Below are 13,106 nucleotides of genomic sequence, written 5' to 3' on the forward strand. Positions count from 1 at the left end.
CTCTAATCACGGATTTGATAATGGAAGCCTAAGAACTGCTTAAACTTCTTCACCACGTGTAAGCTGTGGCGCAGCAGGTCTCGTTCTGTCCTGTCTAAATGTTTGATGTCGATGTTGTTCAGTGCTTCCTGCTTACTCAATTGCTGATTCAAGCGGATCTTGAAGAACAGCTTCAACGCTTCATTGAGGTTATCTGCGGTTTCTGGTTCTAAGATGCGCTTGTTTCTCAGTGCCTCAATACGCTCGAAGGTGTTCTTCTCTTCAATCGCGTATTCCAATGCCAAAGTGCGAATGCCATGCACGATAGGGAAGATACCACCACGTTTAATATCCAGCCCATCTTTAGCACTTTTTACGTTGCCAAACAGAGTAAGAGGCACGGAAAATTGCAGAGCAGGGCGAGTGAAATCGGACAGAATCAACATGCGATCTTCCATGCTGTCTCTGAGGTGTTCAGCGATAGGCGCGAGTAGTTCTCGATTGCCTGCGACCGCATGAGCGTCACTGAAGATGGCTAAATCCATGATTTGTTCAGGCTGCGCTTTAGAAATCCAACCATCGATAGTTTTAATCCATTCTTGCTGCGTTCGAACCCACTTCGGATTGTTAACCATGACTTTACCAGGACAGAGTGGATAGCCCAGTTGCTGCAAGGTGTGTGTTAGGTTTTGCATTACGGCGGTACAATGTTCCCATTCCAACCCATCTTGAATAATCAATGCATTATCTTGGTCAGTCTTAAGGATTTGTTCTCCACGACCTTCCGAGCCAAGCACAATCAGACAGCAGTGATCGTGCAGTGCTGGTGGCACCACAAGCTCAAACGCTTTTTCGATGATTTGTTCGTTTACGGCAGAAATCAGCTCCATGATGAAGCGAGTGCGGATACCGTTGGTCAGCAAACTATCTACCAACTGACGCTGTCGATTGGAAGCAAGGGCCAACTCTTCCACGCTGCTGGCTCGTGCAATACTGAGTGTCAGTACATGTGAGTGAGTGGAAAACGCGCTGAGTATTTGTGTCATGTCCAGCATACCGACCGCTTGATTACCTTCGCACACCATTAGACGCTTCATACGATTGCGCGTCATGGTGATCATGGCGTTAAACAAGAAGTCACCATCATCAACGTGATAAACAGGGAAGGTAGCAATCTCACTTACTGGCGTATCGAGCGGATGGTCATCAAGCATAACGGCGTGGAGCATATTGGTTCGAGTCACTATCGCGTAGGGATGCGCCGATGGATATTGTTCTAGGCGTGGGTCCTCTTGGCTAAGCTGAACCAAAGCAGCATCTATACCATTGTCTTTGAGTGTTTTGGTGACCTCGTTAATAGGTATATCGGGAGCCAATAGCATCGGAGGATGATAGATGCTGCTATCGACTTTAGTCAGAATGAATTCCGCGAGGTTTTGCTGTTGTTGAGCCGCTTCAATGAGGGCTTGGCGTTTCGATAAGTTGTTATCGAAGTAGGCTGCAAACTGTCCGTTCTCGTTATACAGCTCAAGAAATACTTCTTTCGGTAGCAAATACGAGAGAGTATCTTCCAGTGCCACATACTGATGGCGGACACTTTCTTCGAATAAGGAACGCACATCAAACATGTCGTCGTTGGCGTAGTGAGCGAACACTTCGTCTTGATCTTTTGAGCGCTCTTCCACTGCGCCTTTAATTAGCACGTGCAGATGAGGGTTGTCTTGCCCACAAGCTAAGATGACATCTCGCGTTCGGTAGTACGCCACATCAAGAGACGAGCGCAGTCGATTTTGCTGTGCGTCAGTCAGGCGGTCGAACGGTGGAGATTGCATATTAAATTTGTCAGGCATGAGAGCACCTAAATTTGGTGGGAACACATTCTAAGTCTGACAAATTTCCCTGCCGAAGCCAGACGACTTTGGTCTAAATCGTCACAATCTAATTTTGCATTTCGAGACCCTGTGCCATTGAGGAAACGGTAAGTTGCCGATTCTTCCCTTTTTCTATTACGTATTGCGATCCATAATTCCGCGTCCCAAACGTTTACGTGGCGGAAGTCGTTAGTTTTTGTCGTTTTTTAGGATGTCAGTGATGTTGAAACCCTCTCCGTATGGCTGGATTTCCCAGTACTTTCTCGGATTCTTTTTTGCGTATGGCGTGTATCTGCCATTTTGGTCGTTGTGGTTTAAAGATCAGGGCGTTTCTCCAACAGATATTGGTCTGTTAGTTGGTCTAGGTTTGGCGACGCGTTGTGTGGCGAACATGGTACTCACCCCACGTCTACATAAAGTCGAACACATCATGCCTGCCTTACGTTGGTTGAGCTTTGCTGCCCTCATTTTTGTTGGTTTCCACTTTTTTACTGGCGGTAGTTTCTGGTTAATGGCACTCGCTACTGTCTTGTTTAACTTGTGTTGTGGTCCTGTGGTGCCTTTGTCGGATGCGATGGCGAACTACTACGCGCGTTTGAAGATGCTCGATTACGGTCGTACCCGTTTGTGGGGCTCGGTTGCGTTTATTGCAGGCTCGACTGTAGTGGGTTACTTGGTGGCAGAGTTTGGCTCTGACATGATTTTGTACACGGCGATGGTCGGTGTGTTTATCTCGCTATTACTCGCGATGCGTAACACTAACCCAATGCCTGTGACACGCGATGGTCAACATGCTGAACGTCCAAAACTTTCTGCATTGCTGACGGATAAGCCGGTCGTGAAATTCCTCGTGTTGATGGCGTTAATCCAAGGCAGCCACGCGGCGTACTACGGTTTTAGCGCGATTCACTGGAAAGCGGCTGGTCACTCAGAAGACGTGATTGGTTACTTATGGAGCTTGGGCGTGGCTGCGGAAGTTGCTGTGTTTGCTCTGAGTAAGCGTCTGTTTGCTGGTTGGTCTTTGCGCACTCTGTTTGTGGTTGCGGCTGGTGGTGTAATGCTACGTTGGGGCATGACTGCGTCTACGACCTCTATCTTGGCGCTGGTGGTAGTGCAAATGCTTCATGGCGTGACGTTTGCAATGGCGCACATTGCTGCGATTCAATATATCCAGAACTCAGCGGAGAACAAGATGGTGGCATTACAGGCACTATATAACGCAATCCCACTGGGTGCGTTTATCGCGTTGATGACAGTGATCAGTGGTTGGGGCTACGAGCACTGGGGTGCGAATATCTTCTGGTTGATGGCGGCGATGGGCTTTATTGCACTGTTTATCAAAGTTGAGCCTCAAAATGATGAAAGTAATGTGGTTGATCTCTCAGCCAATGCGCCCGAAGCACAGAATTAAGCTTCTGTGACAGAGATTAAAAACTAACCTTTGTCTCTGTTGTGAAAGCAGTGTTAAATGAAACCTCTCCCTTATGGAGAGGTTTTTTTATTCCTTGCTTTAAAAACAGCAAGAAAGGCAAGAAAAGTAAGAAAGGATATCGGATGCAAGGATGGCTAGTGATTCCCGTTTCTTTGGCGTATTTGGGAATCCTGTTTTTAATCGCTTGGTACGGTGACAAACAAAAGAGATGGTTAGCACGTTGGCGACCATGGATCTACAGTTTGTCGATTGCGGTGTACTGTACGTCGTGGACCTTCTACGGCACGGTCGGACAGGCGAGCAACAACCCTTGGTCCTTCTTACCCATCTATATTGCGCCGATCATCGTATTTACCATCGGCTGGCGCGTCCTCGCTCGGCTTATCTTGATTGCCAAGCGCGAGCACATCACCTCCATTGCCGATTTCATTGCCGCCCGCTATGGCAAGTCGCAAGGCTTGGCGGTAGTTGTCACCTTAATTGCGGTGGCAGGCATCCTTCCATATATCGCTTTGCAACTGCGCGGCATCACCATGGGATTGGAGATCATCGCGCCAGATTTGGCATTCGATCTCAGTTACCAAAACTACAGTGTGTCTTGGTTTGTGGTTGGTGCAATGGCCATCTTCACCATGCTGTTTGGTACACGCCATATCGATAACACCGAGCACCACCGCGGCATGATGATGGCGATTGCGTTTGAATCGGTGCTCAAGCTAGTGGCGTTTTTGGTGGTGGGTGTATTTATCGTTTGGTTGGCGATGGATACAGAAAGCTTCCACTTTACTGACATTGCAGCCAAGACGTATGAGTCCCCCAATATTCCGACCTTGCTGATTCATACCATTCTGACCATGCTGGCGATTGTCTGTTTGCCACGTCAGTTCCATACCATGGTGGTTGAGAATGAACGCGCGCAAGACTTGCACGTCGCTCGTTGGCTATTTCCGTTGTATCTGATTCTGATGGGCATTTTTGTTCTGCCAATCGCATGGGTAGGGCAAAGCTTACTGAGTGGCAGTCCTGCCGATACGTACGTGATCAGCGTGCCTATGGCGGTGGGCGCGAATGACATCGCCTTGCTGGCATTCTTGGGCGGTACTTCGGCGGCAAGTGGCATGGTTATCGTCTCGACCATTGCCTTGGCGATCATGGTGTCTAATGATTTAGTGATGCCACTAATTCTGCGCCGGATGAAGTTATCAAAACGCAATCATCACCACTTCTCTACGTTGTTATTACGTATACGTCGTGGGCTGATTCTGCTTCTTTTGATTGGTGCATGGGGCTTTTATCAGGCTTTAGATAGTATCCACTCACTCTCTGCGATAGGTTTTCTCTCGTTTGCTGCGATTACTCAGTTTGCTCCGTCTCTGCTTGGTGGTATGTACTGGCGTCAGGGCAACAAGAAGGGCGTGTATGTTGGTTTGCTGGTGGGGTTCACCATTTGGTTGATTACTTTAATGAGCCAAACCGACATGTTGGCGGGCGATGCAAGTAACAATTTACTGATTTGGCTGATAACACCGCCGGATTTATTGGCAGGCTTTGGTATTGCTGTTTCTGACTGGGGCATGATCCTTAGCGTGGTGGCGAATGCGGCCTGTTTTGTCGCGGTATCGTTGGCAACGCGTCCAAGCATAAGTGAACGCTTACAATCGGCGTCATTCGTTGGTACGCCGTTGCCTGAAAGTGAAAACATCAGCTTGTATCAAAGCCGTGTGACGGTCAGTGAGCTGGAGATGTTAGCGTCGCGATTTGTCGGCCGCACGCGAGTGAAATCTGCCTTCCAAACCTATTGGAGTCAGCAACGCGAAGAGCTGCTCCCTAATCAACAAGCCCCCTCTACCTTAATTCGACACACCGAACGTGTACTTGCAGGTGTGTTTGGTGCTTCTTCAGCTAAGTTAGTACTTACTTCTGCTTTGCAGGGCAGAAACATGCAGCTTGAGGAAGTAGCGACCATCGTTGATGAAGCCTCAGAGCTGTACGATTTCAGCCGTGGCTTACTGCAAGGTGCGATTGAACACATTGGACAAGGCATCGCAGTGGTCGATAAGCAATTAAGGCTGGTGGCGTGGAACCAACGTTATCTGGAGTTATTTGTCTTCCCGCCGGGATTGATTCAAGTCGGGCGTCCGATTGCGGATGTGATTCGTCATAATGCTGAGCAAGGTTTATGTGGTCCGGGTGACCCTGAAGATCACGTTCGCCGCCGTGTTTATCACCTTGAGCAAGGCACGCGACATACCTCTTCACGTGTGCGTCCTGACGGTCGCGTAATTGAAGTGCAAGGTAACCCAATGCCCGGTGGTGGTTTCGTTATGAGCTTTACCGATATCACCGTGTTCCGCGATGCGGAGCAAGCTCTGAAAGACGCCAATGAGACGCTAGAAGAACGCGTCCGAGCGCGTACTCGTGAGTTGGAACAATTGAACAAACAGTTGGTGGCAGCGACGCAACGTTCTGAGCATGAGTCACAGTCCAAGTCGCGCTTCTTAGCCGCGGTAAGTCATGACTTGATGCAGCCGCTGAATGCCGCTCGTCTGTTTGCTTCTTCGTTGTCGGAAGTTGCCAAAGACAGTGAAACCCAAAAGCTATCGACTCACATCGAGAGTGCGTTAGGGGCGGCGGAAGATTTGATTGGTGACTTGCTGGATATTTCACGTTTGGAATCGGGCAAGCTGGACGTCAATGTTCACGGCTTTGCGGTCAATGATGTATTAGCTAACTTGAATGCGGAATTCAGCGCGCTAGCGAAACAACAAGGCATTGAGTTCACCATGATCCCATCGTCTTTGATGGTGAAATCCGATCCTAAATTGCTGCGCCGCGTGGTACAGAACTTCCTTACCAATGCGTTCCGTTATAGCCCGAATGGTAAAGTGGCGCTCGGTGTTCGTCGCGTGCAAGGGCGAGTACGTATTGATGTATGGGACAACGGAATGGGCATCGAAGAAGAGAAGCAACAAGAAATCTTCGAAGAATTTAATCGTGGTACTCAAGTGCGTTCTGACCAAGGTTTAGGGCTAGGTTTGGCTATTTCGAAAGGGATTGCTCAAGTGCTAGGGCATGAAATCTCGATGCGTTCTTGGTTTGGTCAAGGCAGCGTGTTCTCGATTACCTTAGATAAGGCAGAGAAGGTGCACATTCCGGCGGTCAAAGCAGCGAAGAGTGCACAATCTGACTTGAGCCATATTCGTGTGCTGTGTGTCGATAATGAGCCAGATATTCTGGTCGGAATGGAAAATCTACTCTCGCGTTGGGGCTGTGATATTCGCATTGCGACCGACATCGTTGAGAGTCTGAAAGCGATCGAAGACGATTGGCTGCCGGATGTGATTTTCTCCGATTATCGTTTAGACAATGGTCGAACAGGATTAGAAGTGTTGCAGCAATGCCGCTTGCGTTTGGGTAACCGCTTTGAAGGGGTGATCATCAGTGCCGACCGAACCGATGACATGATGGAAGGCATTAAAGCCAATGGGTTCAGTTTTATCGCCAAACCGGTGAAACCTTTGAAATTGCGTTCGGTGCTCAATCGAGTCGCCTAGAAAAAAAGACCTCCGCTTGGAGGTCTTTTGCTTTAAGGGGGTGATCGGTTGGTGGTTTACTCTGCAACGCCACCTTGAGTCAGTTTGGCTGGATCGAGCAATCTTTCTAATGTGGCACGATCTAAGTCCGTTTCTTCTTCTGCGACATCAATGATAGCGCGACCTTGTTTGTAGGCTTTCTTCGCAACTTCGGCTGCTTTTAGGTAACCAATTACAGGGTTAAGAGCGGTGACCAGAATTGGGTTCTTCGCCAGTGCAACATCAAGGTTGTCTTGGCGCACTTCAAACGTCGCGATGGCTTTATCTGCTAAAGCAACGGCGCTGTTCGACAGCAGTTCAATGCTTTCTAGTACATTGTGAGCAATCACAGGCAGCATCACGTTAAGTTGGAAATTACCCGATTGACCGGCAACGGTAATGGTTGCGTCGTTACCAATCACTTGAGCCGAGGCCATGGCTGCTGCTTCTGGAATCACAGGGTTTACTTTGCCTGGCATGATAGAAGAGCCCGGTTGTAAGCCTTGCAGTTCGATTTCACCTAAGCCAGCTAGTGGGCCTGAGTTCATCCAACGAAGATCGTTGGCGATCTTCATGATCGCAACTGCTGCGGTTTTGAGCTGTCCCGATAGGGCAACGATCGCATCCTGACTGCTGAGATTGAAGAAGAAGTTTTTGCTTGAAGCATACTCGATGCGCGTTGATTGCGTTAGGTTATCGGCAAAAAGCTCGGCGAAGCGTGGATCGGCGTTGATCCCTGTGCCCACCGCTGTTCCGCCTTGGGCTAACGCTTTCACTGCTGGCAGTGTTTGTTCGATGGCTTGTTTAGCATGTTCGATTTGGAACTGCCAACCACCAAGCTCTTGGGCGAAAGTAATTGGCATCGCATCCATGAGGTGCGTACGACCTGTTTTCACCACATCTTTAAGCGCTTGTTGCTTGCTCTTTAGTGTTTCACTTAAGTGAGAAAGTGCAGGCAGTAGCTGTTTTTCAATCGCAATTGCAGAGCTAACTTGAATCGCAGTAGGCACTACGTCGTTACTGCTTTGACCCATATTAACGTGATCATTTGGATTGACCGTTCCGCCTAGGTGCTCAGACGCCAATGTTGCAATCACTTCGTTGGCATTCATGTTGGAACTGGTGCCCGAGCCGGTTTGGAATACATCGATAGGGAATTGGTCGAGGTGTTTACCATCAATGATGGCTTGCGCGGCATCAGCGATGGCATTGGCAATATCACCTTCTAGCAAGCCAAGTTGGGCATTGGTGAGCGCTGCGGTTTGTTTGATATGAGCGAGTGCTTGAATAAACCCTGTCGGCATGGTGTGTTTGCTGAAAGCAAAGTTATCGACAGCGCGTTGAGTTTGGGCTTGATACAAAGCGTTCGCAGGGACTTTGACTTCGCCCATGCTGTCCGCTTCGATACGGAATTCCGTGGTCATGGTAGGTTCCTTTTGTTTAATCGAGTGGCGTCTGTATCAGACGTAATTGTTGTTGTAATGAGAGAAATTTCACATCGCCATCCTCAAACTGGTAGTAGTAGCGTTTGAGACAAAGTAGCGGAGTGTGAATGGAATCGAGGCAGACTCGGCGGAAGATGCGGCTACGAGTAGGGTCTTGAATCGCGTCGAGTAGATGGAAGTAGACCTGGCGCAAATACAGCTCGCACAGCAACAGGTTTTCGTGCTCTGCATCGTGATCGTAGATGGACGACAGCACCATACCCCAATGGATGTAATCATGGATCACATCGGGTTCGAAGCCGCTTGGCGCATACACATGAAGGAATCGGTCTTGCGCTTTAAAAAAGGCGTTGTAGATGGCTTGGCTGCTGTCCATAGTTACCTCGGTATTTAGGATAATGATAATTATTATCAATTAATTGTCGATTGGCAACCACAGCTTTTTTGAGGAAATAACACAACAAAAAAAGCCGATACTCGGACTCAGTATCGGCTGAAGTGGGAGAGCTCAATCCCTACAATTAAGCTCGGTATTCTTTCGCGAGATAAGGTCGGCTCAAATGCGTCTTCAAGCCTTATGGAGCAGGTAAGTTATTTATCCGTAAACAGGGTTTCGTATTTCACAAATGCCGTTTGCGTTTCACCGTAGTAGAGCGTGCCTTCAGATTGAATTGCAACACGTAACCAACTCTCTGCCGATGCAGGTTTAGGCAAAGTGATGGCCCAGTTTTGCCCGACTTGATCCGTAGGCGTCATATCGATTGGCTGTGCGTTTTGCTCTTGGCTATCTACCACTGAAAGCTTCACCCCTTCCAGTGGATAAGCCGCATGTAAAGATAGCTCTAAGCTATCTGGCGTCAGCTTTTCTGAGCGAAACTTCACTTTAAAGTCGCCATTCTCCATATCACACAAGCCACTGGTGTAACGGCAATTCGACTTGCTGGCCAGCTTGTAGCTTTCCCCTTCTTTAGCGGCATGAGGTTTCTCACTCAGAGCCATGTCTGTACCGAAATAAGCGATTAAAGACAAAATTGGGGCGATCAACAGGGCGATAATAAAGTGCTTGTTTTTGAACATGTTGGCTTCCTTGCTACAACTTCATAAGGTTAAATTAACCTAATCTAGCGAATAAAAAAGCCCCAAGCGGGGCTTTTGTGGTTTGCGTTATATTTTAGTGGTCTACCGCACCGCCAGCGCCTGCTGGTACACGCACATGCTCGACTAGGTCTTTTACTTCTTGTGGTGTTTCTGCCGTTACTTTCGATACTGCAAATGCCACGACAAAGTTGAACACGGCACCAATTGCACCAAATGCGTTTGGTTCGATGCCTAGGAACCAGTTCTGACCCCAGCTTTGTAGGTACGTCCAGTCAGCAACAAATAGGATGCCTTTGTGCTGGAATACGTAGAATAGCGTGATACTGATACCTGCAATCATACCTGCGATTGCGCCTTCTTTGTTGATGCTCTTGCTGAAGATACCCATCATCAACGCAGGGAAGATGGAGGATGCCGCCAGACCGAAGGCGAGCGCTACCGTACCGGCTGCAAACCCAGGCGGATTCAAGCCTAAGTAACCGGCGACTGCGATGGCAACTGCCATGGAGATTCGACTCGCGAGCAGCTCTTTCTTCTCGGATATGTTCGGATTTATCACACCTTTGATTAAGTCATGGGATATTGCGGACGAAATCGCCAGTAGTAGACCTGCAGCCGTCGATAGTGCTGCCGCCAGACCACCTGCTGCGACAAGTGCGATAACCCAGTTAGGTAGTTTAGCAATCTCTGGGTTTGCTAGTACCATGATGTCACGGTCAACTTTCAGTTCATTAGTTGCTGGGTTTGACGTGTACTCAATCAGACCGTCGCCGTTCTTATCATCAAAGCCTAGTAGACCTGTTTTCTCCCAGTTCTTGAACCAGTCAGGACGCTCATCATAAGCAAGGTGCTGACCCGGAGCTGGGTTAACGGTATCCATTAGGTTTAGACGCGCCATAGCAGATACTGCAGGTGCTGTTGTGTAAAGGATAGCGATGAAAACTAGCGCCCAACCGGCTGATGTACGTGCATCACGAACTTTAGGCACGGTAAAGAAGCGAATGATTACGTGTGGCAGACCCGCAGTACCGATCATCAGTGACATGGTGTACACGAACATGTTTAGCGTGTCGCCACGAACTTGAGTGGTGTATTCACTAAAGCCGAGTTCGGTCACCACCTGGTCGAGCCGATCGAGCAGATAGACATCGGTGCCTTGTATGGTACTGCCTAAGCCGATTTGAGGTAGTGGGTTACCCGTAAGTTGCAGAGAGATAAAGATTGCAGGAATAGTGTAAGCCAAAATGAGTACGCAATACTGAGCAATCTGCGTGTAGGTAATACCCTTCATACCGCCCATTACGGCGTACATGAACACGATACACATACCAATCAATAGACCGGTTGAGTAATCCACCTCAAGAAAGCGACCGAACGCCACGCCTACACCTTTCATCTGACCGATAACGTAAGTCACCGATGCGATGATCAGACACACAACCGCTACGATACGCGCTGCGTTAGAGTAGAAACGCTCACCTACGAATTCTGGCACGGTAAACTTACCGAACTTACGTAGGTATGGTGCAAGCAGAAGTGCAAGCAGTACGTAACCGCCTGTCCAGCCCATTAGGAATACCGAACCGCCGTAACCCATGAAGGCTATCAAGCCTGCCATTGAGATGAACGATGCTGCTGACATCCAGTCTGCTGCGGTTGCCATACCGTTAGCGATAGGGTTTACACCGCCGCCTGCTACATAGAATTCTTTGGTTGAGCCCGCACGTGCCCAAATCGCAATACCGATGTAGAGGACGAATGTCGCGCCAACTACAAGATAGGTAATAGTTTTCAAATCCATCTGAGTTACTCCTTACTCATCCACGCCGAATTCACGGTCGATTTGGCGCATCTTCCACGCGTAGTAGAAAATAATACCGAGGAAGGCATAGATGGAGCCTTGCTGAGCAAACCAGAAGCCTAGTTTGTATCCACCTAATTGAAATTGATTAAGTACGTCGACAAATAAGATGCCGCAGCCGAAAGACACTGCGAACCAAATGACCATTAGGGTAATCATGAGTTTCACGTTCTTGTCCCAGTAGGCTTTGGCTCTTTCTTCGCTTTCAAATGCCATTGCCGTCTCCTTACGATTGGTATTGTTGTTAAGAAAATGTTTCAACATGTACATTAGCAAGGCACTGGCAAGAACTCTTTTCAACTTTAGTCGGGACGCTAAAAAGCAAAAACGCCCATTTTTAGGGCGTTTGAGAAGAAGTAGGAATAAAAGTGTGATGTTAATTTGATGTTAAATTAGCCAAAGGTCTAAGAGTTTTATCAATTAACATAGAAATCTTTTATACCAAGCAGCAAATTATTCAGTGCAACAGCTGCAAGGATAAGCCCCATTACGCGGCTGATGATGGCTGCACCTACGTTACCAATCACTTTTTGAATCGTGTTTGCACCCAGTAACAAGAAGAGGGTAACCAGAAGTACCGCAATCATGACGCCTGCGGTCATTGCTTGGTCGACGAAAGAGTAGCGATTGTTATCGGTGAGCATCACGATGGCCATCATTGCCCCCGGCGACGCAATCGAAGGGATCGCAAGAGGGTAAACGGCTAAGTCAGCGAGATCCGAGTGGCTGACTTCTTCGCCCAGTTTTTGTTCTTGTTCTGGCTTGCTCTCACCAAAGATCATCGACAGTGCAAACAGCAATAATACTAAACCACCAGCGGCTTGGAAGGCGGGTAATGGGATTTGCATTGCTTCTAGTAACAACTGACCGGCAATAAGAAAGAACAGCAACACACCCATTGAAATGGCAATGGCTTTTAATGCGACCAGACGACGCTGTTTCGCTGTGAGATGCTGAGTTTGTGATAGATAAACGGGTACTGAACCAATCGGGTCGATGACGGCCCAGAGTACGACGAATTGAGTGACGAGAATACTTAACAAAGTATGACCTCCCAGAGTTAGCGGTTTAACAGAGGGATGAAGAGGCTGTGTGTGACAGCCTGTTTATTTTAACGTCTATTGTTCTTTTTGCGTCATATAAATGTGAATTGGTTATATTTATTAACACATTACTGCTCTGATTCCATTTGTTGCAGCAAAATAACGGCTTGAGTGCGATTCTTGACGCCTAATTTTCGGAATATGGCGGTCATGTGTGCTTTGATGGTAGCTTCTGAGACATTGAGCTCGTAAGCGATTTGCTTGTTGAGTAAGCCATCCGATAGCATGCCGAGCACCTTGTATTGTTGAGGTGTCAACGCAGCAATCTTTTCTGCTAAGTCATTACATGCGGCGTTATTAGTGATCAAGCCCTCAGGGAAGAATGGGTCGCCGTTCAGCACTTGGTTAAGGGCACTGACAAGTTCACGCATGTCGCTTGATTTAGGAATAAAGCCAAATGCGCCGTGGCTTTTTACTTGGCTAACCACTGCGGGTTCTTCGCTAGCAGAAACCACGACGATTGGTAGGTCTGGGTATTCTGCACGTAAGTGAATCAGGCCGGACATGCCGTTTGCACCTGGCATTTTGAGATCCAGCAGCACTAGGTCGGGTTCTTCTTCTTTTTTAAGGAGTGTCAGGAGAGCATCTAAAGAGTCAGCTTCGAGGAGGTTAGCACCACTCACCGCCATATGTACCGATTGGAACAAGGCGTTGCGGAACAATGGGTGATCATCAGCGATGATAATGGTGTAGGTCGAATCCATGACGTTAAACACTTTTGACTATTTCGTTAATGGAATTATTG

Annotated in this window: 10 protein-coding genes; 2 read left to right on the top strand and 8 right to left on the bottom strand. The window is 48.2% G+C overall.

Annotated elements, in window-relative coordinates; all coding sequences use genetic code 11:
- Positions 1–2: 2 nt before the first annotated feature.
- Positions 3–1,829 carry a DUF294 nucleotidyltransferase-like domain-containing protein gene (locus tag C1S74_RS11955; protein ID WP_045399598.1) on the bottom strand — a complete coding sequence of 609 codons (1,827 nt, stop codon included), beginning with the start codon at positions 1,827–1,829 and terminating at the stop codon, positions 3–5.
- Between the two features lie 241 nt (positions 1,830–2,070).
- Between C1S74_RS11955 and C1S74_RS11960 the strand changes: the two genes are divergently transcribed.
- Both C1S74_RS11960 and C1S74_RS11965 read left to right on the top strand, forming a co-directional pair.
- Positions 2,071–3,261, top strand: coding sequence for a 3-phenylpropionate MFS transporter (locus tag C1S74_RS11960; RefSeq protein WP_045399601.1), 1,191 nt, complete (start codon positions 2,071–2,073; stop codon positions 3,259–3,261).
- A 143-nt stretch (positions 3,262–3,404) separates the two neighbouring features.
- A complete protein-coding gene (locus tag C1S74_RS11965; RefSeq protein WP_045399604.1) occupies positions 3,405–6,836 on the top strand; it encodes a hybrid sensor histidine kinase/response regulator in 3,432 nt (1,143 codons plus the stop codon).
- A 56-nt stretch (positions 6,837–6,892) separates the two neighbouring features.
- Here C1S74_RS11965 and C1S74_RS11970 read toward each other — a convergent pair whose 3' ends face one another.
- The 7 genes from C1S74_RS11970 to C1S74_RS12000 form a co-directional block, all read right to left on the bottom strand.
- Entirely contained in the window at positions 6,893–8,278 is a 1,386-nt protein-coding gene (locus C1S74_RS11970; protein WP_045399606.1) for a class II fumarate hydratase, read from the bottom strand.
- Between the two features lie 16 nt (positions 8,279–8,294).
- Positions 8,295–8,675, bottom strand: coding sequence for a hypothetical protein (locus C1S74_RS11975; RefSeq protein ID WP_005440416.1), 381 nt, complete (start codon positions 8,673–8,675; stop codon positions 8,295–8,297).
- Positions 8,676–8,890: 215 nt separating this feature from the next.
- On the bottom strand, positions 8,891–9,376 hold the full coding sequence (locus C1S74_RS11980; RefSeq protein ID WP_045399607.1) for a hypothetical protein: 486 nt from the start codon (positions 9,374–9,376) through the stop codon (positions 8,891–8,893).
- Between the two features lie 94 nt (positions 9,377–9,470).
- Positions 9,471–11,198, bottom strand: coding sequence for a sodium:solute symporter family protein (locus C1S74_RS11985; RefSeq protein WP_005440419.1), 1,728 nt, complete (start codon positions 11,196–11,198; stop codon positions 9,471–9,473).
- Between the two features lie 12 nt (positions 11,199–11,210).
- Positions 11,211–11,474, bottom strand: a complete 264-nt coding sequence (locus C1S74_RS11990; RefSeq protein WP_045399609.1) for a DUF4212 domain-containing protein — start codon at positions 11,472–11,474, stop codon at positions 11,211–11,213.
- 200 nt (positions 11,475–11,674) lie between these two features.
- On the bottom strand, positions 11,675–12,301 hold the full coding sequence (locus C1S74_RS11995) for a MarC family protein (protein WP_005448274.1): 627 nt from the start codon (positions 12,299–12,301) through the stop codon (positions 11,675–11,677).
- A gap of 128 nt (positions 12,302–12,429) precedes the next feature.
- Positions 12,430–13,065: a response regulator transcription factor gene (locus tag C1S74_RS12000; RefSeq protein ID WP_038870959.1), complete on the bottom strand. Its 636-nt coding sequence runs from the start codon at positions 13,063–13,065 to the stop codon at positions 12,430–12,432.
- Positions 13,066–13,106 lie beyond the last annotated feature (41 nt).

The organism is Vibrio hyugaensis (assembly GCF_002906655.1).
Classification (GTDB): Bacteria; Pseudomonadota; Gammaproteobacteria; order Enterobacterales; family Vibrionaceae; genus Vibrio; species Vibrio hyugaensis.